The organism is Arthrobacter sp. SIMBA_036, assembly GCF_046535135.1.
GTDB lineage: Bacteria > Actinomycetota > Actinomycetes > Actinomycetales > Micrococcaceae > Arthrobacter.
On sequence record NZ_JAWRXG010000009.1, the window covers coordinates 1 to 24,324 of the forward strand.

General features: G+C 62.6%; 22 protein-coding genes. 10 read left to right on the plus strand and 12 right to left on the minus strand.

Features of this window, described 5'->3' with window-relative positions; genetic code table 11:
* Positions 1–192, plus strand: a 192-nt coding sequence (locus tag SB659_RS12975; RefSeq protein WP_410550668.1) for a hypothetical protein, incomplete at its 5' end; no start/stop codon positions are given.
* A 98-nt stretch (positions 193–290) separates the two neighbouring features.
* Here SB659_RS12975 and SB659_RS12980 read toward each other — a convergent pair.
* Both SB659_RS12980 and SB659_RS12985 read right to left on the minus strand, forming a co-directional pair.
* Entirely contained in the window at positions 291–959 is a 669-nt protein-coding gene (locus tag SB659_RS12980) for a response regulator (RefSeq protein WP_410550669.1), read from the minus strand.
* Positions 952–2,580 (minus strand): ATP-binding protein, encoded by a 1,629-nt coding sequence (locus tag SB659_RS12985; protein ID WP_410550670.1) that lies wholly within the window; start codon positions 2,578–2,580, stop codon positions 952–954. Before SB659_RS12985 ends, SB659_RS12980 begins: the two co-directional genes overlap by 8 nt.
* Before the next feature lie 188 nt (positions 2,581–2,768).
* On the opposite strand from SB659_RS12985, the gene SB659_RS12990 reads away from it, so the two are divergent.
* From SB659_RS12990 to SB659_RS13000, 3 genes are all read left to right on the plus strand, one after another.
* Positions 2,769–3,623, plus strand: coding sequence for an ABC transporter ATP-binding protein (locus SB659_RS12990; protein ID WP_284975073.1), 855 nt, complete (start codon positions 2,769–2,771; stop codon positions 3,621–3,623).
* Positions 3,620–4,504 (plus strand): ABC transporter permease, encoded by an 885-nt coding sequence (locus tag SB659_RS12995; protein ID WP_410550671.1) that lies wholly within the window; start codon positions 3,620–3,622, stop codon positions 4,502–4,504. Before SB659_RS12990 ends, SB659_RS12995 begins: the two co-directional genes overlap by 4 nt.
* Before the next feature lie 86 nt (positions 4,505–4,590).
* Positions 4,591–5,703, plus strand: a complete 1,113-nt coding sequence (locus SB659_RS13000) for an ABC transporter substrate-binding protein (protein ID WP_284978052.1) — start codon at positions 4,591–4,593, stop codon at positions 5,701–5,703.
* 78 nt (positions 5,704–5,781) lie between these two features.
* Here the strand turns inward: SB659_RS13000 and SB659_RS13005 are convergent, their stop codons facing one another.
* Entirely contained in the window at positions 5,782–5,976 is a 195-nt protein-coding gene (locus tag SB659_RS13005; RefSeq protein WP_284978053.1) for a YegP family protein, read from the minus strand.
* Between the two features lie 199 nt (positions 5,977–6,175).
* Here SB659_RS13005 and nboR point away from each other — a divergent pair, with 199 nt between their 5' ends.
* Complete coding sequence (nboR, locus tag SB659_RS13010; RefSeq protein ID WP_284978054.1) at positions 6,176–6,787, plus strand: nicotine blue oxidoreductase; 612 nt, start codon at positions 6,176–6,178, stop codon at positions 6,785–6,787.
* Positions 6,788–6,806: 19 nt separating this feature from the next.
* Here nboR and SB659_RS13015 read toward each other — a convergent pair whose 3' ends face one another.
* The 5 genes from SB659_RS13015 to SB659_RS13035 form a co-directional block, all read right to left on the minus strand.
* Positions 6,807–9,614 (minus strand): molybdopterin-dependent oxidoreductase, encoded by a 2,808-nt coding sequence (locus tag SB659_RS13015; protein WP_410550672.1) that lies wholly within the window; start codon positions 9,612–9,614, stop codon positions 6,807–6,809.
* Positions 9,604–10,539, minus strand: a complete 936-nt coding sequence (locus SB659_RS13020) for an FAD binding domain-containing protein (protein ID WP_410550673.1) — start codon at positions 10,537–10,539, stop codon at positions 9,604–9,606. Before SB659_RS13020 ends, SB659_RS13015 begins: the two co-directional genes overlap by 11 nt.
* Positions 10,530–11,777 (minus strand): XdhC family protein, encoded by a 1,248-nt coding sequence (locus tag SB659_RS13025; protein WP_410550674.1) that lies wholly within the window; start codon positions 11,775–11,777, stop codon positions 10,530–10,532. The genes SB659_RS13020 and SB659_RS13025 overlap by 10 nt, the downstream gene beginning before the upstream one ends.
* 332 nt (positions 11,778–12,109) lie before the next feature.
* The gene (locus SB659_RS13030) at positions 12,110–13,618 is read right to left on the minus strand and encodes an NCS2 family permease (protein ID WP_410550798.1); all 1,509 of its coding nucleotides are present in this window, start codon (positions 13,616–13,618) and stop codon (positions 12,110–12,112) included.
* Positions 13,619–13,633: 15 nt separating this feature from the next.
* Positions 13,634–14,128: a nucleoside deaminase gene (locus SB659_RS13035; RefSeq protein ID WP_284975081.1), complete on the minus strand. Its 495-nt coding sequence runs from the start codon at positions 14,126–14,128 to the stop codon at positions 13,634–13,636.
* 398 nt (positions 14,129–14,526) lie between these two features.
* On the opposite strand from SB659_RS13035, the gene SB659_RS13040 reads away from it, so the two are divergent.
* Positions 14,527–15,864 carry an 8-oxoguanine deaminase gene (locus SB659_RS13040; RefSeq protein ID WP_410550675.1) on the plus strand — a complete coding sequence of 446 codons (1,338 nt, stop codon included), beginning with the start codon at positions 14,527–14,529 and terminating at the stop codon, positions 15,862–15,864.
* A gap of 95 nt (positions 15,865–15,959) precedes the next feature.
* Here SB659_RS13040 and SB659_RS13045 read toward each other — a convergent pair whose 3' ends face one another.
* Entirely contained in the window at positions 15,960–16,295 is a 336-nt protein-coding gene (locus SB659_RS13045; protein WP_410550676.1) for a hypothetical protein, read from the minus strand.
* Entirely contained in the window at positions 16,279–17,130 is an 852-nt protein-coding gene (locus tag SB659_RS13050) for a hypothetical protein (protein ID WP_410550677.1), read from the minus strand. The genes SB659_RS13045 and SB659_RS13050 overlap by 17 nt, the downstream gene beginning before the upstream one ends.
* Before the next feature lie 412 nt (positions 17,131–17,542).
* Here SB659_RS13050 and SB659_RS13055 point away from each other — a divergent pair, with 412 nt between their 5' ends.
* Positions 17,543–18,478, plus strand: a complete 936-nt coding sequence (locus SB659_RS13055; RefSeq protein WP_410550678.1) for a hypothetical protein — start codon at positions 17,543–17,545, stop codon at positions 18,476–18,478.
* Between the two features lie 175 nt (positions 18,479–18,653).
* Here the strand turns inward: SB659_RS13055 and SB659_RS13060 are convergent, their stop codons facing one another.
* Positions 18,654–18,830, minus strand: coding sequence for a hypothetical protein (locus SB659_RS13060; protein WP_284978062.1), 177 nt, complete (start codon positions 18,828–18,830; stop codon positions 18,654–18,656).
* A 386-nt stretch (positions 18,831–19,216) separates the two neighbouring features.
* Here SB659_RS13060 and pucL point away from each other — a divergent pair, with 386 nt between their 5' ends.
* Positions 19,217–20,131 (plus strand): factor-independent urate hydroxylase, encoded by a 915-nt coding sequence (gene pucL / locus SB659_RS13065; protein WP_284978063.1) that lies wholly within the window; start codon positions 19,217–19,219, stop codon positions 20,129–20,131.
* A gap of 179 nt (positions 20,132–20,310) precedes the next feature.
* Positions 20,311–21,819, plus strand: a complete 1,509-nt coding sequence (locus SB659_RS13070) for a nucleobase:cation symporter-2 family protein (protein ID WP_410550679.1) — start codon at positions 20,311–20,313, stop codon at positions 21,817–21,819.
* Between the two features lie 125 nt (positions 21,820–21,944).
* Here the strand turns inward: SB659_RS13070 and SB659_RS13075 are convergent, their stop codons facing one another.
* Positions 21,945–22,700 carry an IclR family transcriptional regulator gene (locus SB659_RS13075; protein WP_284975086.1) on the minus strand — a complete coding sequence of 252 codons (756 nt, stop codon included), beginning with the start codon at positions 22,698–22,700 and terminating at the stop codon, positions 21,945–21,947.
* Between the two features lie 220 nt (positions 22,701–22,920).
* On the opposite strand from SB659_RS13075, the gene SB659_RS13080 reads away from it, so the two are divergent.
* Positions 22,921–24,321 carry an NAD-dependent malic enzyme gene (locus SB659_RS13080; protein ID WP_410550680.1) on the plus strand — a complete coding sequence of 467 codons (1,401 nt, stop codon included), beginning with the start codon at positions 22,921–22,923 and terminating at the stop codon, positions 24,319–24,321.
* Positions 24,322–24,324 lie beyond the last annotated feature (3 nt).

Sequence of the window (24,324 nt, forward strand, 5' to 3'; positions counted from 1 at the left end):
GGCTTCTCCGACACCCGCCAAGCCGCACGCCGCTACTTCAAAAACGACACCCACTCCATCGTCACCAAAACACTCCAGATGTTGGCGGCGAGGGGCGAGGTCGAGGAGGGCGCGCCGTCGTACGCCATTGACCGCTACAAGTTGTTGGACGTCACCGCCGGCACCACCGGCGGAGCAGGCGGAGACGCCTAAGAAACACGCGCAACGCAAGGCCGGCAAAGGTTGGGAAACCAGCCCTTGCCGGCCTTTGTCGCGTCGTTACGGCGTCGCGTCGTTACGGCACCGCGTCGTTACGGCACCGTATAGGAATTGAGCGGCCTGCCCGTAGTCCCATACGTGAGGTCAAGGACCAGAAGGCCTTTCCGTTCAAGGGAGCTGAGATAGCGCTGGGCTGTTGGACGGCTGACACCGAGCTGGTCCGCGATCTCGGCCGCGCTGATGGGGCCGCCCGCTGTCCGAACGGCGTCGAACACTTTTTGCATGGTGGGCTGCAACCGCGGAGCCGGCGCCGCGGGCTTAATCCCGGCCGAGCGGGCGTTGTAGAGGCTGTCGATGGTGGCTTGGTTGCCGGTGGACGCGGATTCGAGCTCCTGGCGCCACTTCCGGTAGGACTCCAACTGGGTCTTGAGCCGTTCGAAGCCGAAAGGCTTGACCAGATAGTAGACGGCGCCGCTGGTCATGGCAGACTTCACCGTCGCCAAGTCCTGGGCAGCGGTGATGATGATGCAGTCGACCGGGTTCCCTGAGGCCTGCAGCGAGCGAAGGAGCGACAGGCCGTCCTCGTCCGGGAGATGGATGTCCAGCAACAACAGGTCCGGAGCCAGCCGCGAGATCGCCTCGCGCGCCGATGCCGCTGTGTACACCTGGCCGATGCATTCGAAGCCATCCACCCTATCCACACGGGACGCGTGGATTCCGGCGACCCGGAAATCGTCGTCAACAACCAACGTCTTAATCAACGCCTGCGCTCCTGTCCTTCTCCGCTACGTTTGGGTTGGCTGGCAGCCACACCTCAAAATGTCCACCAGGTCCCGGGAAAACGTCCAGGGTTCCCCCCGCCCGGTGCACGATCCTGCTCACCAAAGCCAAGCCAATGCCGCGCCGCATGCCGGGCCGCGGCTCCTTGGTGGAGTACCCATCCACGAGCACCTGCTCGACCCTATCCGCTGGGACTCCCGGGCCGTTGTCCCGCACGGCAATAAACACGCCGTCGGCGTCGTCAAAGTGTACCGAGACCGTGCGTGGCCGGGGCGTGTTCGCGAGCGCGTCCACCGCGTTGTCGAGGAGGTTCCCCACGATGGTCAGCAGCTCGGCCTGGTCAACCTCGGGATGTTCAAGCCGGGAGCCGGGCGTCACCGTCATTTGGACGTCCTGTTCGGCGGCGACTGCGACCTTGGCCAGCAGCAGCGCTGCCAATTCAGGCGGCGCGATCCGGGAGCGAAGGCCCTCGCCAAGCGAATGGGACATGCTGGACACCTGCGAAACGAATGCCTTGGCCTGGTCCACGTCCCCCATCTCCAGCAGCCCGTCAACGATGTGCAGCCTGTTGGCGTACTCGTGCTCGAGGGCGCGCATTGCTTCCATGAGTCCTTGGATCGAGTGGAGGTCCCGGACCAGGCCCTCAATCTCCGTTCGGTCGCGCAGGGTCACCACCGAACCGATGCTCCTTCCCGCCGTCGCCACAGGCATTCGATTGACCACCAGCAGGGAATCTTCCGTGAGCGCCACTTGATCGGCGCCGGAGAGCTTGCCGGTCAACAGATCGCGAAGCCGGCCATCCGGGATCAGCTCCGCAACAGGCTTGCCCAGCGCTTCGCCCTCCACGTGCAGCAAACGCCGTGCCTCCCCGTTGATGACCGTCACCTTGCCGTCGTCGTCAAGCCCGACGACGGCCTCCCGGATTCCATGCAGCAGCGCCTCGCGCTCTTGCAACAGTGAGGCGATCTCGGCCGGCTCAAGGTCGAACGTGACGCGTTTGATCCGGCGGGACAGAAGCAGGGAAGCAATGAAACCCAGGGCAAGGACCAGCGCCGAGAACCCGGTGATCAGCCAGATGTTCCGGACCTGGTTGTCCAGGACATGTGTCTCTTCGATCCCGACGGAGACTTGGCCTATTACCGATCCGTCGCTGCCGAATATGGGGGCCTTGGCATTTGCGGAAGTGCCCAAGCTGCCGGGGTCGAAACCAACATGCGTTTGGCCGTCCAAAACAGCCACGGGTTCCTCGAGCCTGCGTCCAATCAAGGTGGGATCCGGGTGGGAGAAGCGCACACCGTTCCGGTCGCTGACCACCACGTAGTCCGGCTGGGCTGCGGAGGTGATCTGCTGCGCCAAACCCGCGATCATCTTCTGCGGATCACCGGCTGCCAGCGCAGACCTGATCTCCGGCATTTGGGCAGTGGTGGTGGCAATGCCCAAGGCACGGAGCTGGTACTGCTGGTCCAATGTCTGGTTGCTGATCATCGTGAACAAGACACCGCCCAAGACAACGGTGAGGAACAGCAAGGACAGCGAGGCCAGGAGAATCTGCGTGGTCAGGGTGGAGAAACGGCTCCGCTTTGCAAGGGGCGTACGGGTCATCGGAATCCGTGCCTTGGCGACGTATTAGCGGTACTGCAGAAAACGCACAAAACGTGCACTTTTGCGGCTAAAGCGCACATGTTACCGAACTCTTCTTGCATGAATGATCACTTCCTAAGCTTTACATAGTTTCAGTGATCCACATCACTAACTTCTTCCGAAGTACCTGCGACAGAGAGGTCTTGGCAATGAATAGTAACCACCCCCACCGGGCGCCACGAGCGGCCGATAAAGCCGAAGAGGGGGCCCGGATCGAGATAGCGGGATTGACCAAGCGCTATCTCACACCGAAGGGCGAAACGTTTACCGCCATCCAGGACGTCACCGTGAACGTCGAGGCCGGCCAGTTTTGCTCGATCGTCGGGCCCACCGGCTGCGGTAAGTCCACCACGCTGGCTCAAGTCTCCGGCTTGGAGCGGCCCAGCGCAGGCTCTGTGAGTGTCGGCGGCTCCCTGGTGGAGGGCATCACCAACGGGGTGAGCTACATGTTCCAAGCGGACGCGTTGTTCCCCTGGAAGAGCGTCCTCAGCAACGTCATGATGGGGCCGATCCTTCTGGGCATGCCCAAACGCGAAGCCACCGACCTTGCCCGCGACTGGCTCCGGCGGGTTGGCCTGGCCGGATTCGAAGATCGCTACCCGCATCAGCTTTCCGGCGGCATGCGCAAGCGTGTGGCCATGGCTGCTGCCCTGATCAACAACCCGCGCATCCTCCTCATGGATGAGCCCTTTGGGGCACTCGATGTCCAGACCAAAGCGATCATGCAGAACGAACTGCTCAAGCTCTGGGAAGAACTGCGGCCATCGGTCCTTTTCATCACCCACGACCTGGACGAGGCTGTGGCGCTTTCGGACAAGGTGGTCATCATGACCACCAGCCCGGGATCGGTGAAGGACGTCTTCGACATCGACCTTCCCAGGCCCCGCGGGAATGTGCAGGAAATCCGCCACGAGGAGCGCTTCCTCGAACTCCAGGGCCACATCTGGGAATCCCTGAAAGACGAAGTGACCCGTGCTTACGCACGAACGGCAGGTGCAGCATGACAACCCTCACACACAGCGGATCCCGCAAGATCGAGAAACCCATGGAACCAGAAGCAGCAGCAAAGGCGGCCGGCCGCCGTAAGGCCCGGCGTCGTACGATGTCGATCTGGATCGGCCGAGTGGCGCTGGCCGTCATCGTCATCGGCGGTTGGCAGTGGTTCACCACCGAGGGCTGGGTGGATAAGTTCTTCTTCGGCCAGCCATCCGAAATCTGGAGCAGCCTCGTGAAGCTGTTCACCGAAGGCACGGCTTTCGGCACCATTTGGGAGAACCTCTGGATCACGGCCCAAGAAGCCTTCCTTGGATTCATCCTCGGAACGCTCGTGGGCGTCGTGCTCGGCATTCTTCTCGGTTCCAACAAGTACCTGTCCGCCGTCGTGGGCCCCTACATCCGGATCGTCAACTCGATTCCCCGTATCGTGCTGGGCTCGATCTTCATCGTTGCCTTCGGCCTGGGCGTCTTCCCGAAGATCCTGCTCGCGGCAGTGCTCGTCTTCTTCGTGGTGTTCTTCAACGCATTCCAAGGCGTCCGTGAAGTGGACCAGAACCTGGTGGCTAACGTGCGGGTGCTCGGCGCCTCGCCGATCCAAGTGGCGATGCACGTAACCATTCCGTCCGCGATGACGTGGATCATCGCCAGCCTCCACACAGCGTTCGGCTTCGCGATCATCGGTGCCCTCGTGGCCGAAGTGCTCGGCGCCCAGCAAGGCATCGGCTTGATCATCAGCCAGGCACAAGGAACTTTCGATCCCAACACCGTCTTCGCTTGCATGGTGATCATCGCAGTGGTCACCCTCGCCGCCGAGTACCTCATCGGCGCGTTGGAGCACAAGCTCCTGAAGTGGCGGCCGCCAAACCGTTCCGAAGCCCAAGCCATCTAAGTACCGGCAGTCACCCAGTTTTCACCCGCAGTACCCCACTAGAACACCCATATCCCTCCGGGGATCCAAAAAGGATGCGTAAAACAATGATGAAGCGCACTATGTTTGTCGCCGCTGCCGCTGGAGCCGTTGCGCTCAGCCTCACAGGATGCGGCAGCAGCAGCACCCCCGCCAGCAATGGAAGCTCCGCAAGCGGTGGCGCCTCAGCGGACACCAGCTCGATGCCGACCGTCAAGATGATGGTGGGTGGAATCGACAAGCAGATCTACCTGCCCTACCAACTGGCGGAAAGCCTCGGCTACTACCAGAAGTACGGCGTCAAGATGGAACTGTCCACCGAGTCCCAGGGTGGCGTCGGCGCTGAAGACGCGATGGCCTCCGGACAGGTGGACATGGCCGGAGCCTGGTACGTCCACACGGTCGACTTCCAGTCCAAGGGCAAGAACGTCATCAACTTGGTGCAACTCTCCGGAGCTCCCGGCGAACGCATCATGTGCAACCCGAAGGCCAACGTCAAAACCGGAGCCGACCTCAAGGGCAAGACGGTAGGCGTCACGGACCTCGGCTCCGGAACCGATGAGCTCACCCAGTTCATCGCTGCCAAGGGCGGCCTCTCCAAGAGCGACTACCACACCATCGCCGTCGGATCCGGTTCCACAGCGATTGCGGCAATCCAGCGTGGTTCTGCCGATTGCGTGATGACCACCCAGCCCACAGTGGGGGCTTTGGAAAGCAAGAACCTCGCTGTTCCTTCCATCGATCTCGCCACTTCTGAGGGCGCCCAGGCAGCACTGGGCGGTAGCCTTCCGTCCGCTGGCCTGTTGGCCCAATCAGACTGGGTCAAGTCGCACGAAGACGCAGCGCAGAAGGTGGTCAACGCCCTCGTTGACACCATGCACTGGATCAGCACGCACTCCGCAAAGGATATCGCCGACAAACTGCCGCAGTCATTCGTGCAGAACAGCACCATCAGCAAGGACCAGTACGTGTCCGCGCTGGACAAGGACAAGGGCCAGTTCCTGCCGGACGGCTTGATGCCCGCAGGTGGACCCAAGACGATCTTCGCCGAAGAGAAGACCATCGGCGTCGACACCTCCAAGGTCAACATCCCCGACACCTTCACGCAGAAGTACGCTCAGGCGGCGCTCAAGCTCGAGGGCTACACCCCCACCACGACGCCCGCCGGTGCGGACGGCTAACCCGTACTCCCAGCCAGGCATAACAGCAGCGGCAGTGCTTCCGAGCACTGCCGCTGCTGTTTATTTACGAATCCTGTTTTACTTGGCCGCGAGTGAGCGGCGATCCACCACGAACCCCGTGGCGGCATTTTCCCTGACAGCGTTGATCCCTGCCACGACTGCCTTCAGGGTTGGAAACTGCGGCGACTCTGCCACAACAGTGCCGTCCTCGGCCGTCAGCCGGAAACGGAATGCACTTGGTCCTGCTTGGAGTATCTCGAAACTGCCCGCCATCGTCCCCTGTTCCTATGCGTTGGTTCTCTACGCGTCGTTGCGTACCCGAGCTCTCTTCTTGACTCTCCCATCGACCATAACGGCCATTCCAAGCAACGTGTAGCCCTACTGATCGGTAATACGAAACCGATATTGGTAGATCTTTTGCCCGCCACGGGAATCCAAGGACCATTCGACGTGTCCCGCGTATGGTGAAGGGATGACCCAAAGAAGCGCCAATGCCACCACGGGAGTGCTGCTTGCAGCAGGTGCTGGAACCCGACTGGGACTCGGTCCCAAAGCGCTGCTTCCCTTCCATTCCCGCACTCTTGTGGAGGTAATTGCCGGCATCCTTTCCGAGGGCGGATGCTCGGAGGTAGTGGTGGTCCTCGGTGCCGAAGCTGCTGCCGTCCGCAGTTCCACCGACCTCTCCGGGTACCTGGTGGTTGAGAATCAAGACTGGGCCAAAGGGATGGCCGGGTCCTTCCGATCAGGCATCGACGCCGCAACACGGGGTAACAACATCATGGTGGCCTTAGTGGACCAGCCCGGACTGACCGCTGCGGCAGTGAGCAGGCTGCTGGGCAGTCACCGGCCAGGGCGGGTCACAGCCGCTGCGTATCCGGACGAGTCAGGCCACCTGAAGCGTCGGCACCCGGTGATTTTCGACGTCGGACTCCGCGAGCAAGCTGCGGAAGCAGCGGCGGGTGACACGGGGGCGCGATCCTTCCTCAAGGCCCATCCGGGTTTGGTGGACCTGGTGGATTGCAGCGACGTCTGCTCAGGCGCGGACTTGGATACCAAGGATCAGCTGTACCTGCTGGACGGGTAGATTTGCGGGCCGTACCCAACTAGTTGCGTATGAGGGTGCGGTCACGGAGCGCCAGGTAGATCTTGTCCCGGGCAATGGGCAGCTCAGCAAAGCGGATGCCCGTTGCGTTTCGGATGGCGTTGGCCAGCGCTGGTGCCACCGGGTTGAACGGACTCTCGCTCATGGACTTGGCGCCGAGGGGCCCGGTGGAGTCATTGGTCTTGGCGAAATACACCTCACTCCGGGGCACGTCCGCGAACGAAGGAATGTGATACTGCCGCAGAATGTCCGTGGTGATCCTGCCGGCGTCGTCCACTTTCACTTCCTCGTAGAGCACGGCGCCGAGCGCCTGCGCAATACCGCCCTCGATCTGCCCGCGGCACTGCCGCGGATTCACCACGACGCCGGCGTCGGCCGCTTGGACACTCTGCAGGATCCGCAGCTCACCCGTGCCGGTATTAACAGCCACGCGGAAGCCATGGACGTTGAACGCGACAGACCGGGGCGTTCCTCCCCAGTTGCCGTCGGTGGCGAGCCGGACGCCTTGAAGGTGGGCGGCGTCGTGGATTTCCTTCAGCGGCACCGTTCGCCCTCCGCAGTCAACGGCGCCGTCCACCAACCGGCAATCCGCTAACGAGACGCCGGTGAGGGACGCCGCCACCGTCTGGATGCGTGTGGCCAGCTCGAGTGCCGCCCCCAGCGTCGCCTTCCCGGCCACCACGGTCCCTGCCGAGCCGAAGGCACCGGTATCGTGCTCCACCAGATCGGTATCGGACTGGCGCACGGTCACGCGGTCTGCCGATGTTGCGAGCGCCGTGGCAGCCAGTTGCGCATGGACAGTGGTGGTGCCGTTCCCGAATTCCGCAGTTCCGACGTCGACGGCGAACCGTCCGTCCGCTTCCAGGCTCACCCGGGTGTGGGCGAAGTGGCCCCGCGGCGGAACGGTGTCGATCATGGAGAGCGCAGAGCCTTCGCCGATCACCCATTCGGGCCCGAGGTCCTCCAACCCGGCAGCGCGGTACCGTTCCTTGCCGCGGTCCAAAGCGTCGCGGACCAACGCCACACATTGGTCCAGCCCGTAACTGCCGTAGTGGACATCTTCCTCGGGCTCGGGCGTCGTGGAGAGCATGTGGTCACCGGGCCTGACCATGTTCTTGAGCCGGAATTCCAAGGGGTCCATGCCGATTCCGATGGCCAGTTCGTCAATGGCCGACTCGATCGCGAAGATCATCTGGCTCAGTCCGTAGCCCCGGAAGGCGCCAGCGGGAACCGTGTTGGTATAGACGGCGTGGGCATCCACTTTTTTGTTCACACACTTGTAGACGGCCAATGATTCGCCGCAGCCGTGGAACATCACGCCGGGAGCATGGTTACCGTAAGCCCCGGTGTTGGTGAGGACGTCGAGCTGGAGGGCCGTCAGCTGCCCGTCCCGGCTCGCGCCGGCCTTGAGGTGGATGGTGAACGGGTGGCGTGTGGTGGTGGCCGTGAACTGTTCGGTCCTGGTGAACTCAAGTTGCACGGGACGCTTCAGGGCCAAGGCCGCGAGGGCCACCACATCCTCCGTGAGGACTTCCTGCTTGCCGCCGAACCCGCCACCAACCCTGCCTGCGACCACCCGAATGCTTTCCGGCGCGAGGTTGAAAACCCGGCTCAAGGTCCGCTTCACCAAGAACGGCACCTGCGTGGACGAGCGGACCATTAACCGGCCATCCTCATCAATCAAGGCGATGGAAGCATGGGTCTCCATTGCCACATGCTGGACACGCTGGGTGCTGTAGGTGTGTTCATGGATGAAGTCGGCGGCTTCAAAGCCTTCAGCGACGCTACCCAGCTCCGCGTGGACCTCGGCCACCACGTTGTTCAGCGGCCTCGAGATGCGCGAGAAAACTCCGTCTTTATCACCATGAATCGCCGGGGCGCCGGGAAGGATGGCCTCCTGGGGGGTGAACACCGGCTCCAGGAGTTCGTACTGCACAGCCAGCGCGCGGGTTCCGGCCTCGGCGGCAGCAACGGATTCGGCGACGACGGCGGCAACCCGCTGTCCGATGAAGCGCACCACGTTATCCAGGACACGGGTGTCATCGGGATCGTCGGTGAAGTTCTCGTGCTGGGCCGTGGAGAACAACAGCTGCGGTGCGTCCTCATGCGTGAACACTGCAACGACGCCGGGGACTGCCAAAGCCGGGGCCTTGTCAATGGAGACGATCCGGGCGTGCGGGTACGGCGACCGGGCTAGCTTCATGTGCAGCAACCCCGGAAGCTGCTCGGCGGGGATGTCCAAGGTGTAGCGGGCCGTGCCTGTGACTATTGCCTGGCCTGCGGGGGCCGGGACGTCGTCCCCGAGTTGGCCAGGCGTAGCCTCCACAGCGGTTGGCGACTGTGCCCCGGAAACGTCAGCTCCGGCGTCGTGCTGGTGATCGTCACCGTGACCGCAGACGGCGTCGGCGATGGAGCGGTAACCGGTGCAGCGGCAAAGGTTGCCCTTGAGGTTGCGGGGCAGGTTGGCGCGTTGTTCGTCGTCGAACGTGGCCGCGGTCATCATCATCCCGGCGGTACAGAAACCGCATTGGAAGCCTTGGCTTTCGAGGAACTGTTCCTGCACTGGGTGGAGTTCTCCGCCTTGGGACAACCCCTCGATGGTGGTGACCGCCTTGCCCTTGGCCCGGACGGCGGGGTAGATGCAACTGTGCACGGGTTTGCCGTCGACGTGGACGGTGCAGGCACCGCAATCGCCCCCGTCGCAGCCCTTTTTGACGCCGAAGTTGCCCTCTTCGCGGAGGAAGGTGCGGAGGCATTGACCGGGCCGGGGTGTGGCTTGCGAGGGCGCGCCGTTGATCTCAATTGCCATGGTGGGCCTCCTTCTGGGTGCCTGAAGCTTGGGGTTGGGCGGACGGCTGCGGCGAGGTGTCATGCGGAGGCCAGAAATCGCCGGATACGGTCATCGACTCGCCCAGCAGTTCGGCGCGGATCTCCTCGGCGAGTTTGAACGTCATGTCGCGGCGCCAGGCCGGGAGCCCGTGGATGTCATCGTGGTACAGCGGCCAAGGGATGGATTCGCCGACGGCGTCAGCCAGCGTCCCGGCGTCGGGAACCTGCCCGGCGGGGAACCTCAGCTGTACTGGCCGCTTGGTGGAAGCGGTCACCGTGATCACCATGGTGTTGTCCGCGTCGAGGCGGCCGATGAGCAGGACCCCGGAACGGCCGAGGTTGCTGAGTGATAAACGCCGGAACGCAACCCTGGCGGACAGGGCCGTGGCGGGCAAGTGGACGCTGCGGAGCAACTCCCCCGGGGCCAGTATTGTCTGCATGTCCCCGATCACGACGTCGGCCACCGGGACTGTGCGACTGCCGCCATCCGGGCTGAGGATGGCGGCAACGCCGTCGAGTCCTGCGCACAATGACGTCATGGGTCCGGCAGGCAACCCGGTGCAGATGTTGCCGCCCACCGTGGACATGTTCCAGATCTTGAAGGAGGCCACGAACGAGTCACAGCACGGGCGGATCAAGGCCAATCCCGGCCATTCCAGGGTTGCGGCCGCCGGCGAAACGGGCACGGCGTAGAGCTCGGCGACGGTGCAGGTCGCAGCGAGTTCGATTCCCTCATCGGTCACCGTGACAGCCGGCCAATCAGCTTGGCCCAGATCGAGGAGGCGTTTAAGGACGGTGCTGCCGTAGGAGAAAAGGACCGTGCCACCGGCAAGCCAGGCGTCGCCGTCGCGCCACTGGGCCGGATCGGTGGTGGGGACCACGGCCTCGATGGTGTTCATGTCCATGAGTCCTCCTGGGTGGGGGTAGTTGGGGCTGGAGGCGCAGCGTGGATGGGCCCTGTGCTGTCCTTGAGGGACGGGAACCCAGGGGCTTCCAGGGTTGGCCGCCGGGTTCCGGCCCCGCGCTCGGCGATGATTTCCGCCGTGATGGAGACGGCTACCTCCGCCGGGGTGACCGCGCCGAGGTCCAGGCCTATGGGCGAATGCAGCTGTTCCAGGGCCTCGGTAGGCGTGCCGGCGTCAAGCAGGGCGTCGACCCGCTGTCGGTGGCTGCGCCGGGATCCCATCGCGCCCACATAGGCCACGTTGAGGTGAAGCGCGGTTTCGAGCAAGGGGATGTCGAATTTCGGGTCATGGGTCAGGACGCAGATCACGGTGCGGGAATCGATGCGCCCGGCTGCCGTTTCTGCTTGGAGGTAGCGGTGTGGCCAGTCGGTCACCACCGAATCAGCCCCGCTGAAGCGGCTTTGCCCTGCAAAAGCCGGACGGGCATCACACACTGTGACGTCATAGCCGAGCAGTTTCCCGGCGGGGAGCAAGGCTGCTCCGAAGTCATTCGCGCCGAAAATCACCATGCGCGCCGCCGGTAAGCGGCTTTCGACGAACAGTGTAATGGGCTGCGGTTCCTCTTCCTCCCTGGGCGGGGCCTCCAACCTCTCGGTTGTGACCCAGCCGTCGATGCAGCCTGCAGGTGGTGCCAGCCGGACCAAGCCCGCGCGGCCTCCTTGGAGCAGCGGCTCTATCTGGGCAGCGGCTGCGAAAACTGTGGCGGGATGGTCTCCGACGAGATGGGCCAATTCGGGCGACTCCATGGCCCGGAACCGGACAGGATCGTTCACCATGACTACTCCCCCGCCGGTATCAAGGCGGCGAATGATGGCCGCCGGCTGCTCGGCGTCCACAACACCGGAAAATTCCGGCATCCCGCCAGTCAAAGGCTGGATGTGGACTTCGAGTTCCCCTCCACAGGTGAGCCCGACGGCGAACGCATCCGCGTCGCTGTAACCGAACGACTCAAGGCGGGGTCCGCCGTCGCGCAGTGCTTCCAGGGCGGCCTCCACGACGGCGCCTTCCACGCAGCCGCCGGACAAACTGCCCAGTATTTCGCCATGTTCGGAGATCATCATCGAGGTCCCGGCGGGGCGCGGCACGGAGCCACCGGTTCCCACGATCGTGGCCACAGCGCATCGCTGGCCAGAGATCGCAGGCCGCCAACTGCCCAGTGAAGGCATCAGATCCAGCATGGCAACACGTCCTTTATCCAGGTGTCCCGGCCAAGTGGCCCGGCCGGAGCAGTGCGCGATCTTGCCCCATGGTCTCACTCCCGGAGGATGTTCAGGGGTAGTCGCGGCTTATCGGTAAGAGTTTTAGGTGCGGGGGCAAGGGCTTCATCTCCCTGCCCCCGCGCCATAGCGGAGCATCAGAACCGTTCCTGAATCAACAGGGCCGCCGCCCGCCGTCGTGCCCTTCTTTGGTGGTGCCCCAGAAGGGCGACGACGGCGGACGCCTATTCGTGCGGTGGGTTCCGACGGACCGCCGATCGGAACGCCGGGTGGTGACCCGGCGGGTGGGGTGGCTAGATACCCATCAGGGCGTTGATGGGTCCCCGGGCAAAGTAGATGATGAAGCCCGCGGTAACCACCCACATGAGGGGATGCACTTTCCTGGCCCTGCCGGACGCCCCGCTGATCACAGCGAAGGAGATGAACCCGACGCCGATGCCGTTGGCAATGGAGTACGTCAACGGCATGGTCACGATGGTCAGGAACGCCGGCAATGCTATGGAGAACTTGGTGAACTTGATCTCGCGGATCTGCGCCATCATCATCGCGCCCACCACCACCAAAGCTGCGGCGGCGACTTCCAGGGGCACCACCGACGTGAGCGGGGTGAAGAACATGGAACCCAGGAACAGCACCCCGGTCACCACTGAGGCCAATCCCGTGCGGGCGCCCTCCCCGATACCGGCGGCGGAGTCGATGTACACAGTGTTGGACGAGCCCGACGTCGCGCCGCCCGCCACTGCGCCGAAGCCTTCGACGATGAAGGCCGACTTGAGCCTGGGGAACGTTCCGTCCTTGTGTGCCACACCGGCGCTCTTGGCCAAGCCGGTCATGGTGCCCATGGCATCAAAGAAGTTGGTGAACACCAAGGTAAAGACCAGCATGGTTGCGGCCAATCCGCCGATCCTGGCGAACGAACCGAACAGGTCGAAGTGGCCCACGAGGCTCAGGTCCGGGGCAGAGACCAGCTGGCCCGAAAGGACCGGCGTGTTCAGATGCCAGCCGCCGGGGTTGCTGGCACTGCTGGGGCCGATATGGAAGACAGCCTCGACGACGGCGGCAAGGACCGTGGTGGCCACGATGCCGATGAGCAAGCCGCCCTGGATTTTACGGGCCACCAGGATACCCATGGCCAGCAATCCGATAATAAAGACAAGGGTAGGGATGGAGGTGATGGAGCCGCCGTTGCCGAGCTGCACCGGTGGGCCGCCCGCGGTGGGACGAACAAATCCGGAGTCCACAAAGCCGATGAAGGCGATGAACAGGCCGATGCCAACGGTGATGGCGGCCTTCAGCTCCTTGGGCACGGCTTTGAAGATCGCCGTGCGGGCGCCGGTCACGCCGAACAGGACGATCAGGATGCCGTTGATGACCACCAGGCCCATGGCCTCGGGCCAGGTGACCTCGTGAATGACGGCCACTGCAAGGAACGAGTTGATGCCGAGGCCTGCGGCCAGCCCGAACGGCAGGTTGGCGATCAGGCCGAAAATGATGGTCATGACGCCGGCCGTGAGTCCGGTGACGGCGCCTACCTGCGCCGCTGAGAGCCAGCCGCCGGCGACGTCGGTGGGTGCGTTTTGCGCGGAGAATCCACCGAGGATCAGTGGGTTGAGGATCACGATGTAGGCCATGGTGAAGAACGTGACCAAGCCGCCGCGGAATTCGCGCGCCAGCGTGGAGCCACGCTGGGAGATCTGGAAGAACTTATCCAGGAAGGAGTGTGGGGCCGGAGGCTTGCCGCCAGTGGTGTGCTGGGCGGGTCCGGTCTCTGTGTGCATTTCTGCGGGATCCAGGATTGTCATGTCAGCCACCGGGCCCTAGTAGTCAATCCTGGAATCGAGCGTGTTCCATGTAGTGAACGGCTGGAGGGCCGCAGGAGCCTGGGGGTCGCCCAGTTCCAGCTTGGCTACCGGCATCAGCGCGTCCCGGTTGTCGTTCTCGAAGTACTCGTAGAAGACAGCGTCATCGAAGCCGACGGATGCGGCATCGTGGCGGTCTGCGGCAAAGAACACGCGGTCAACGCGTGCCCACAGGGCTGAGGCCAGGCACATGGGGCAGGGCTCGCAGCTGGTGTAGAGGGTTGCTCCGCTCAGATCGAACGTTTCCAGTTCGCGGCAGGCGTTACGGATAGCCGTGACTTCTGCGTGTGCGGTGGGATCGTTCGTGGCGGTCACGCGGTTGACGCCTTCGAAGGCTCGTCCGTCCGCGGTGACAATGACGGCGCCGAACGGGCCACCACTGTTGAGGACATTGGCTGTTGCCAGCTCAATGGAAGTGGCCAGGAATTGCTCGGCCGTGACGGTTGTACTCATGTTGCGACTTCCTTAGTGCTGAGGAAGCCAGGTGACCTGTCGGGGGGCACCTCAAAGAGAGGTCCGTTTAGCTTGGTTACCAGGCTTCAGCATGTGCGATGAAGGTTAAGTTGCGCCTGGTAGATAGCTTCCCGAAGTCCGGGTGCCCGCCTTTGGCAGTTAGAGCGTAGCACCGGGGTTGTGAGCAGCGCCATAGTTTTTTGAAAACTTAATTTCGTCATGCGAAATTACTTATTCTGGCCGAATGTGACCGTTCCGTGCCCGTGGGCGTTGACTGCCGCCGTCGGGCCTTTTACGCTTTTCGAACCGGCCGCTCCTGGGCGCCGGTAAACCTGGATCAGCAGACAGGCCTAACTGAGCTGGAACGCACATATGCCGACCAGACAAGGAATCCTTTCATGCTGTGGATCAAAAACCCGCTGGGCATCTTCACCGCAAACGACCTCGACGCCGGCAACGGCCTAGTTATCGATGGCGGGAAAATCGTGGAGCTCGTGCCAACGGGCGGACAGCCTGCCTCCTACACCTCCGTTTTCGACGCCTCCGGGCACGTGGTCCTGCCAGGGCTCATCAACACGCACCACCACTTCTACCAAACACTCACCCGCGCATGGGGTCCGGTGGCCAACGCTCCACTGTTCCCGTGGCTGCAGAACCTCTACCCGGTATGGGCGCGCTTGACTCCGCGAAGCCTGGAACTGGCCGTGCACGTGGCCCTCGCTGAGCTGCTCCTCTCAGGGTGCACCACGGCCGCGGATCACCATTACCTGTTCCCGGACGGCATGGAGGATGCCATCGACATCGAAGTCGCCGCCGTCCGCGCCATGGGGATGCGGGCCACGTTGACTCGCGGCTCCATGACGTTGGGAGAGGACGACGGCGGCCTGCCGCCCAGGACGACGGTCCAGTCCCCCGAGACAATCCTTGCCGACAGCGAACGGCTGATCCGGAGGTATCACGAGACCGGTGAGGGAGCCGTGGTGCAGATCGCGTTGGCACCCTGCTCGCCCTTCTCTGTGACCAAGGAAATCATGGCCGAGTCGGCGGCCATGGCTGAGCACTTTGACGTTCGGCTGCACACCCATCTGGCCGAGACGATCGACGAGGAAGAGTTCTGCCGGTCAATGTTCGGCCTGCGAACCGTGGATTACCTGGAATCGGTGGGCTGGTTGGGCTCACGCACGTGGCTTGGACACGGAATCCATTTCAACGACGACGAGATCGCCCGGCTGGGAGCCGCGGGCACCGCCGTCGCGCACTGCCCAACGTCCAACATGCGGTTGGCCTCGGGTACCGCCCGGGTGCTCGAGCTTGAGGCCGCAGGTGTTCCGGTGGGGCTCGGTGTGGATGGATCGGCCTCCAATGACGCGTCCAACATGATCCTCGAAGCCCGGCAGGCCCTGTATTTGCAGCGGCTCAGGTACGGCGCCTCCGTTCCCGTGGAGAGAGCCCTTGGTTGGGCAACGCGTGGGTCCGCCACGGTTTTGGGGCGCACCGATATTGGCCAGTTGGCTCCCGGGCTGCAGGCGGACCTCGCCCTGTTCAAGCCGGACGAGCTGCGGTTCTCCGGAAGCCATGATCCCGTAGCTGCTTTGCTGCTCTGCGGGGCGGACCGTGCAGACCGGGTGATGGTGGGTGGCTCATGGCGCGTGGTGGACGGGGTGATTCCGGACCTGGACGTTGCCGGGCTCATCGCTGAGCACTCGGCCGCGGCGCGGAAGCTGGTGGCGGGGTAGCTTTTGGAGTCCCGGCCGGCCCGTTTCGATGGTTCCCTGCGCGGAGTGCCGTTCCCGCGGCACGGTATGCAGCGAACCATCGAAACGGACTGAGCCTAGATGGTGATCTGGTAAATGTGGTGCGTGTACTCGTTGGCGAACGAATCCGTGAACTTACCGTTCTGCACCGCGATGGTCCGGTTTTCACCCACAACCTGCACCTGCGAGCCCGTAATCCCGGCTGGAAGGGTGAATGTTTTAGAGCCGGTAGTGCCTTTCAGACCGATGCCCGCAAACAGGTACGCGCTGCCATCCTTGGATTTCAGCATGGTGTCCGTCCCGGCAGCTCCTGCGTTCCAGACATAGCTTTGCGTGTTCAAGACCGGCGCCAGGGCCTGGATACCGGCCAGTGCGGCCTTGATCTTTGCCTTCCGGTCAGCGGGGATGTCCACCAGCGAGTAGTTCCCGAACGCGGGGTCGTTGTTGTGCTGGAAGATACTGATGCCCCGGGCCTCGTGGATGATGCCGGACCACATGGCACCCTCCATCTGCTGGCGTAATCGTCTTCGCATTCGACTCGGTCAGGTATGGGCGAGCTGATTCCACGAACACCCAGTTCGGTTTCACGCCCGGAGTGGCCTGGTAGGAACGCATCCGATCCACCTGCCAACCGTACGCTGCGCTCGTTGCCGCGCTGGCCCCTGCAGGCCAAGCCGGGGACGCGGTCACGGCATCGTCGACGGGAGGGCTGGTGTAGGCATAGTTGTCTGCGCTTGCAAAGTCGACGGCGGACATGAAGCCATTCATGGTGCCAGAGGCCCACCACGTGCCCAAGATGCCCTTGCTGTAATTGGCCATGACCGGGCGCCCATCTTTGTAACTGCGGAGGGTCGCTGCCAATTGCTGCATCTGGGCGAGGTTCTGTTGTGTGGTGGAGCCGCTGCAGCCCAAGCCCATGTCGCACTCGTCGTACGTGGACCATCCGACCACGCCTGCGTTGTTGCCAACTTCCGCTCGGGTCCACTCGTCGCCGGCAATGACGAGCATGCCCGTATCAGTGATGGAAGCCATCGATGACCCGTCGTGCTCCGCGTTCTGGTACACGTTCACGCCGATGTCCTTCAACTGCGCCGCGTGCTCCGGTTTGCCGTAGAAGACACTGACGGGGAACAGGTTCGGGTTGTCCAGTTTCGCCGGCGCAACCGGCCTTGGCGGAGATGTCGGGACTGCGGAGCCACTGACGGCTACCGCGATCGCCGCCACGAGTAATGAGACCTTGAGATTCATGACGTGTATTCCTTGGGATGGCAGCCGGGGCACAGCTGCTTCCGTGCCGGCTCCGCCACCGGCTCTACCGCTTCCTGCTGAGGCAGGGATCGTCAGCCGGGCGTTACCCGGCGCGGCGCAGAGATCAATGCAGGATTCCCGCCTGTTCCGGCGCTCTGCCTGTAGACGGCGCCACCGTGCGGGACTGCGCGGCCCGTGTCCGATCAGGGCCGCCACGACCACGTATTACCAGTGGGTGGCCGTCAACCAGCATACGTCAGCCCGTTTTCCGCCATGCCCTGGCCGATGCGATGGTTCCCTGCACCACAGGCCGTGCGCTCGGCATTGTTTGCAGCGGAGCATCGAAATGGGGTTTTCCACATAGGACTCATTCCGGATGTAGATGGCGTGTGGGAGGCCAAAAGCTTGGACTATGACCACGTATAACGCGGGCGGCCTGCCCACAGGAATGGATCTATGGCGAACCGACGAACTGCATGAGCTGGGGTTCAATGACAGGAAAATCGCGCTGCTGGTGCGATCCGGCAACCTGGTCAGGCTCCGCCGTGGTTGCTACATCAGAGGGAGCACCTGGGCAGCCCAAAAACCGTGGGTACGGAGCAGACAGCTGATCGCCGCGCACGCGCATGGGACATTGTCGACGTCGGCTGGCGGCTTGGTCTACAGCCACACCTCGGCAGCACGCCTGCACGGCTTGTTCCTGTGGGACGCGGATGATCGGGTCCACGTCACCGCGGACTCGACGCCGTCGCGCACTTCGCACGGCAAGGATGTGGTGGCCCATGCACGCAAACTCACGTCCACCGACGTCGTGTTTCGGCAGGGCATGCCGTGCACCTCCTTGGAGAGAACAATCGTGGACTGCTGCCTCATGATGAACTTCAAGAGATCGCTGGTGCTGATGGATCATGGCCTGCGTATGGGTGCCGATACCGCGGCGTTGCGGCAAATGTGTGCGTCCTTGGCTGGACGAAATGGTGTTCTGTCACTGCGGAGGGCCCTCGAGCAGGCAGACGCGCGGTCCGAATCACCGGGCGAAACCCTGACCCGCGAGTTACTTCAACGGTTGCGAATTGAACTGCCCGAGCTACAGGTGGAGGTATTGTCGCCGGCCGGTCGCCACCGACTGGACTTCGCTTGGCGGAAGAAGAAGGTGGCATTGGAGTTCGATGGAAGGGTCAAGTACTTCGACTATGCGCCCACAGACGAGGTCATCTTCCAAGAACGGCAACGCGAAAAGGCCCTGATGGAGCTCGGCTGGAAGTTCATTCGCGTTAATTGGCAGCAGTTGTTCCAAGAACACGAGTTCAAAATGCGTGTTCTACGGTCCTTGGACGGCAGGGGCTAGCCCCGATTCGGGGGTTCGCTGCAGGACATGCCGTGCGCACGGCACGTTGCGCAGGAAGGCCTCGAATCGGCGGGAACGGGAAACCGGCAGCAGAAAGGCGGGCGGCACCTCCCCAGGTACCGCCCGCCTCTTGGCTCTGTTGCGCAGAGTCCGCGCCCCCGTGACGCAGGTGATCTTAGGGGCGCTGCCGGCCGAACACCGGGAGCGCGCGGAGCCAGCGGGAAAACCCGTTGGCCTTGCGGTCGCAGTCGGCCGGGATATAGAAGTCCGGATCCGTGGCACCGAAAGGCAGGTACAGTTCCTGACCCGGCGCCGGGAATTCCACGACCGTGTTCGTATCCTTCGCGTCCATCTGTTCCTCCTCTTTCTCGCCACTAGCTCTCGAACTTTCCAAACTTCCATAGTCTGGAAAACTTTTATTGTTATGTGGAAAGTGTATGCAACGCGGAAAGTAGTCGTCAAGGCCCACATCGGGGCAAGCCGAGTTGCTCCGGTCACATTTGGAAGGTTCATAACGATCCTCCGAAAGCCATGTACACAAGCCGAAATCATGCGCTACTCTCGAATGAGTTCGTGGCGCAGGTCACGTAACCTGGGAGCAGCAGGCAGGGTCGTAATGAGCTGGCATCAATGGATGTCGGCTCTTTTTTTGTTGGGTCGACTCCACCAGAAACGCGGTGGAAACACGCGCTTAATTTCATTGATGGAACCTAGGTTCCACCTCACAGAAGTTGGGATATGACCATGAGCAACAACATCGTCCTTGGCGAAAACCAGTACGGCAAAGCAGAAGTACGCGTCGTCAAAGTCACCCGGGATACTGACCGCCACCACATCGAAGACTTGAACGTGACTTCCCAGTTGCGCGGTGATTTCCAAGCCGCGCACCTGGAAGGCGACAACGGCCACGTCGTTGCCACGGACACCCAAAAGAACACGGTCTACGCCTTTGCCCGCGAAGGTGTCGGCTCCCCTGAGTCGTTCCTCCTCCGCCTTGCGGATCACTTCACCGGCGAGTTCGACTGGGTCACCGGTGGCCGCTGGGAAGCCGAGGCCTACTCCTGGGATCGGATCCAGGCCCACGGATCCGAGCACAACCACAGCTTTGTCCGCAACGGCCAAGAGGTGCGCACCGCCGTCGTCGTCCGGGATGGCGCAACCACCCACGTTGTCTCCGGCCTCAAGGACCTGACCGTCCTCAAGACCACCGAGTCCGGCTTCGTCGGCTTCCCGCGTGACAAATACACCACCTTGCAGGAGACGACGGACCGCATCCTGGCCACCGACGTTTCCGCCCGGTGGCGGTACAACACCAACCTCGATGTCGCCGCGACCGATTTCAACAAGAGCTACGAAGACATCAAGGCACTCCTGTTGGAAGGCTTCACGGAGAACTACTCCCACGCCTTGCAGCAGACGCTGTTCGACATGGGCAAGAAAGTCCTGGAAGCACACAGCGAAGTGGCCGAGATCAAGTTCTCCATGCCCAACAAGCACCACTTCCTGGTTGACCTGAGCCCGTTCGGTTTAGACAACCCCAACGAGGTCTTCTACGCGGCAGATCGCCCGTACGGCCTGATTGAAGCAACGGTCCAGCGTGAGAACACCACTGCTGCACCTGTTGCATGGAGCGGCATCGCCGGCTTCTGCTAAGCACCACCGTTTTACCTCGTTTTTACCTGGATTTGTGTGCAGGCCACGCCCAACAGCGCCCCGCCGTGAGCGTGGCCAGCATGCAGACCCGACCCCAAAAAACCCTCAATATCCACGATTTGTTAGCCAGACACAGTTAGCCAGACGAAGACGTCTGCCATGAACCCAGAGAGTCTGCCATGAACACCAATAAGAAGTCCCGCCCCGCAAATACCACCGCGTCCCGTACACAGCGGGCCGCACGTCCCGAAGATCAGCGACTTTCCATCGGAAGCACCTTCGCTTACGGTTTCCAGCACGTGCTCACCATGTACGGCGGAATCATTGCACCGCCACTGATCATCGGTGCTGCGGCTGGCATGTCATCCCAAGACATTGGCTTGCTGATTGCCGCATGCCTCTTCGTCGGCGGCCTTGCCACAATCCTCCAAACTGTCGGCATTCCATGGTTTGGTTCCCAGTTGCCGCTGGTTCAGGGCGTTTCGTTCGCCGGGGTCTCCACCATGGTGGCCATTGTCCAAGGCGGCGGAGGTATCCAAGCGGTCTTTGGCTCGGTGATCGTAGCCTCGCTGATCGGCCTGCTGATCACGCCCTTGTTCTCCAAGATCATTAGGTTCTTCCCACCGGTGGTCACCGGTACCGTCATCACCACCATCGGCCTGACACTGATGCCGGTAGCTGCGGGATGGGCGATGGGTGGCAATGCCAAAGCCAGCAACTACGGCAGCGTGGCCAACATCGGCCTCGCGGCAGTCACCACGGCGGTGGTTCTTCTCCTGAGCAAGGTGGGAAACGCCGCGATCTCCAGGCTCTCCATCCTGCTGGCCATGGTCATCGGCACAGTGGTGGCACTCGTCACCGGAATGGCGGACTTCTCGAAGATCGGCCAAGGCGACATCGTGGCCTTCCCCACTCCCTTCGCTTTCGGCGCTCCGACCTTCCAAATCGCCTCGATCGTCTCCATGCTGATCGTGATCCTGGTGACGCTGACAGAAACTTCCGCAGACATCCTCGCGGTAGGCGAAATCGTTGGCACCAAGGTTGATTCACGGCGCGTCGGCGACGGCCTCCGGGCAGACATGCTCTCCAGTGCGATCTCCCCGTTGTTCAACTCCTTCACGCAGAGTGCTTTCGCGCAGAACGTGGGCTTGGTTGCCATCACGGGCATCAAGAGCCGCTTCGTGGTCAGCGCCGGCGGCCTGATCCTGGTGGTCCTAGGCCTCCTGCCGGTCCTTGGCCGGGTTGTCGCAGCGGTTCCGACGCCCGTCCTGGGCGGTGCCGGCGTCGTGCTTTTCGGTACGGTGGCTGCCAGCGGTATCCGCACCCTCGCCAAGGTCGAGTACAAGAACAACATGAACCTGATCATCGTGGCGACCTCGATCGGCTTCGGCCTCATCCCGATTGTGGCTCCGACGTTCTACAACCAGTTCCCGTCCTGGTTCTCCACGATCTTCCACTCCGGCATCAGCTCGGCCGCTGTCATGGCTATCCTGCTGAACATCCTGTTCAACCACTTCAAGGCCGGTAACTCCGATAACCAATCGGTGTTCGTCGCCGGAACTGACCGGATTGTCAGCGAAGCGGACATCAAGTGCCTCACCGAGGGAGACCGTTTCGAAAACGGCAAGCTCATCGACGCCGAAGGCAACGAGGTCCCGCTCAAAACCTCAAGCGCGTCCGAGCACTAGAGGGTCGGCAGATGAAGGGCGGCCGTGTTTCCCCATGGGAGCACTGCCGCCCTTCTTTGCTTCGCGGACATAGCAAAAGATGGCAATGTTTCCGGGAAACATTGCCATCACATGCCAACTCCGCGTTAGTTTTGGTTGAGCTCCGCGGAGATCGCTTGGGCGGCTTCACGCAGCATGGGCACGGCGCGGTCCGCGAAGCTCTGGTCCACGCGGGTGATCGGGCCGGACACGGAGATCGCAGTGGGAGTCGGGGCGTTGGGGACAGCCATGGCGAAGCAGCGAACGCCGAGCTCCTGCTCTTCCTCATCAATGGAGTAGCCACGTTCACGGATCAGTGCCAGGTCCGCGAGCAGGGAGTCGATGTCCCCGATGCTCTTGGCCGTGGGCGTGGGCATTCCCGTGCGGGCCACGATGCCGCGGACCACTTCGTCGTCGAGCTGGGCCAGGATCGCCTTGCCGACGCCGGTATCGTGCGTGTGCGCGCGGCGGCCAACTTCGGTGAACATGCGCATGGAGTGCATCGACGGCACCTGGGCGACGTAGATGACCATGTCCGAATCGAGGACGGCCATGTTGGAGGTTTCACCGAGGCGTTCCACGAGGGTCTTGAGCTGGGGGCGGGCGACGGCGCCGAGTTGCTTGCTGGCACCTTCGCCGAGCCGGATGAGCCGCGGGCCCAGGGCGTAGCGGCGGTTGGGCAGCTGGCGGATATAGCCGAGGGCCACCAACGTCCGCAAGAGGCGATGGATAGTGGGCAAAGGGAGGTCAGTGGACGAGGAGAGCTCGCTCAGTGTGACGTCGCCGCCCGCGTCCGTGATCAGTTCCAGCAGTTCAAAGACGCGCTCAACGGACTGCACGCCTCCGGAGGCTTTTTCAGCCATTCCCTTGTCTCCAATGACTCAAATTCCGACAACTCTTATCCGCATCGTGAAAAGAATTGCTTAGAACACCCAACATACAGCACGCGTGCCCAGTACGCGATGACACCGAACATGACCAAGTCAGGGGTTGTGTTTCCACTTTGTAGATAATAATATCCATAATACGAAAACATTTAGTTGGAACGGCGGCCCGGGAACGGGCCTTACAGGAGGAATTTCAATGGCGAATCCGAGCCCCGGAAACTCGATCACCCTGCGCGTCGCCGCACCGTCGAGCTTCACCGCTACCAGCGAACTTGCCGCTGCCGTTGGTGCAGCCGGCGCTGCGATCACTGCCTTGGACGTCACGGAATCCCACCACGAGAAGATCGTCGTCGACGTCACCTGCAACACCACCGATGACAACCACGCCGCCCGCGTGAAGGACGCCCTGAACGCGCTCGACGGCGTCACGGTCCAGCACGTCTCGGACCGCACCTTCCTCATGCACCTCGGCGGCAAACTCGAGGTGGTCCCCAAAGTAGCCCTGCGCAACCGCGACGACCTCTCACGTGCCTACACTCCCGGCGTCGCCCGTGTTTGCCTGGCCATTGCAGAAGACCCGGCCGCAGCCCGCAACCTGACGGTCAAGCGCAACACGATCGCCGTGCTTACTGACGGATCAGCTGTTCTCGGCTTGGGTAACATCGGCCCCGCCGCGGCCCTGCCCGTCATGGAAGGCAAAGCTGCGCTGTTCAAGCAGTTCGCCAACGTTGACGCCTGGCCCGTGTGCCTGGACACCCAGGACACCGAGGAAATCATCATGATTGCCAAGGCCATGGCTCCGGTCTACGGCGGCATCAACCTCGAGGACATCGCTGCCCCGCGCTGCTTCGAGATCGAAAACCGTCTCCGTGAAGAGCTGGACATCCCGGTCTTCCACGATGATCAGCACGGCACGGCGATCGTTACGTTGGCAGCTTTGGTCAACGCCCTCCGCGTCGTGGATAAGAAGCTGTCCGAGGTCAAGATCGTGGTTTCCGGCGTCGGCGCTGCCGGCTCCGCCATCATCCAGCTCCTCAAGGCCCAGGGCGCGCAGCACATCATCGCCGCAGGCCGCTCCGGCGCCATCCACTCGGGCCAGAAGTACGACGACGAACACCGCAGCTGGATTGCCGAAAACACCAACGAAGAAGGCTTCTCCGGAACCCTGCACGACGCCCTCAACGGCGCGGACGTCTTCATCGGCGTCAGCGCCCCGCATGTGATCGGCGAAGAGCAGGTCGCTTCCATGGCCGAGAACGCAATCGTGTTCGCCATGGCCAACCCGACGCCGGAGATCGATCCCGTCATCGCTTCGAAGCACGCAGCCGTCGTAGCCACCGGCCGCAGCGACTTCCCGAACCAGATCAACAACGTGCTGGCATTCCCCGGCTTCTTCCGCGGCCTCTTGGATGCAGGGGCCTCTGACATCACGCCGAACATGCTGGTGGCCGCAGCCGAGGCAATTGCCAACCGGGTGGCTGACGATGAGCTGAACGCGAGTTACATTATCCCCAGCGTCTTCGATCCCCATGTTGCCGCCGATGTGGCTGCCGCTGTAGCGAATGCTGCGCACGCCAACGCCGCCAGCGCCCTCTAGCAC

What these genes read in the sequence shown, in the direction of transcription:
- SB659_RS13005 (WP_284978053.1), bottom strand. Translation starts at nt 5,976, where the DNA reads ATGGCGGGCAGTTTCGAGATACTCCAAGCAGGACCAAGTGCATTCCGT.
- SB659_RS13075 (WP_284975086.1), bottom strand. Translation starts at nt 22,700, where the DNA reads ATGGCTGAAAAAGCCTCCGGAGGCGTGCAGTCCGTTGAGCGCGTCTTT.
- SB659_RS13050 (WP_410550677.1), bottom strand. Translation starts at nt 17,130, where the DNA reads ATGAATCTCAAGGTCTCATTACTCGTGGCGGCGATCGCGGTAGCCGTC.
- SB659_RS13020 (WP_410550673.1), bottom strand. Translation starts at nt 10,539, where the DNA reads ATGGACATGAACACCATCGAGGCCGTGGTCCCCACCACCGATCCGGCC.
- SB659_RS12985 (WP_410550670.1), bottom strand. Translation starts at nt 2,580, where the DNA reads ATGACCCGTACGCCCCTTGCAAAGCGGAGCCGTTTCTCCACCCTGACC.
- nboR (WP_284978054.1), top strand. Translation starts at nt 6,176, where the DNA reads ATGACCCAAAGAAGCGCCAATGCCACCACGGGAGTGCTGCTTGCAGCA.
- SB659_RS13015 (WP_410550672.1), bottom strand. Translation starts at nt 9,614, where the DNA reads ATGGCAATTGAGATCAACGGCGCGCCCTCGCAAGCCACACCCCGGCCC.
- SB659_RS12995 (WP_410550671.1), top strand. Translation starts at nt 3,620, where the DNA reads ATGACAACCCTCACACACAGCGGATCCCGCAAGATCGAGAAACCCATG.
- SB659_RS13025 (WP_410550674.1), bottom strand. Translation starts at nt 11,777, where the DNA reads ATGCTGGATCTGATGCCTTCACTGGGCAGTTGGCGGCCTGCGATCTCT.
- SB659_RS13060 (WP_284978062.1), bottom strand. Translation starts at nt 18,830, where the DNA reads ATGGACGCGAAGGATACGAACACGGTCGTGGAATTCCCGGCGCCGGGT.
- SB659_RS13030 (WP_410550798.1), bottom strand. Translation starts at nt 13,618, where the DNA reads ATGACAATCCTGGATCCCGCAGAAATGCACACAGAGACCGGACCCGCC.
- SB659_RS12990 (WP_284975073.1), top strand. Translation starts at nt 2,769, where the DNA reads ATGAATAGTAACCACCCCCACCGGGCGCCACGAGCGGCCGATAAAGCC.
- SB659_RS13040 (WP_410550675.1), top strand. Translation starts at nt 14,527, where the DNA reads ATGCTGTGGATCAAAAACCCGCTGGGCATCTTCACCGCAAACGACCTC.
- SB659_RS13070 (WP_410550679.1), top strand. Translation starts at nt 20,311, where the DNA reads ATGAACACCAATAAGAAGTCCCGCCCCGCAAATACCACCGCGTCCCGT.
- SB659_RS13035 (WP_284975081.1), bottom strand. Translation starts at nt 14,128, where the DNA reads ATGAGTACAACCGTCACGGCCGAGCAATTCCTGGCCACTTCCATTGAG.
- SB659_RS13000 (WP_284978052.1), top strand. Translation starts at nt 4,591, where the DNA reads ATGATGAAGCGCACTATGTTTGTCGCCGCTGCCGCTGGAGCCGTTGCG.
- pucL (WP_284978063.1), top strand. Translation starts at nt 19,217, where the DNA reads ATGACCATGAGCAACAACATCGTCCTTGGCGAAAACCAGTACGGCAAA.
- SB659_RS13055 (WP_410550678.1), top strand. Translation starts at nt 17,543, where the DNA reads ATGACCACGTATAACGCGGGCGGCCTGCCCACAGGAATGGATCTATGG.
- SB659_RS13080 (WP_410550680.1), top strand. Translation starts at nt 22,921, where the DNA reads ATGGCGAATCCGAGCCCCGGAAACTCGATCACCCTGCGCGTCGCCGCA.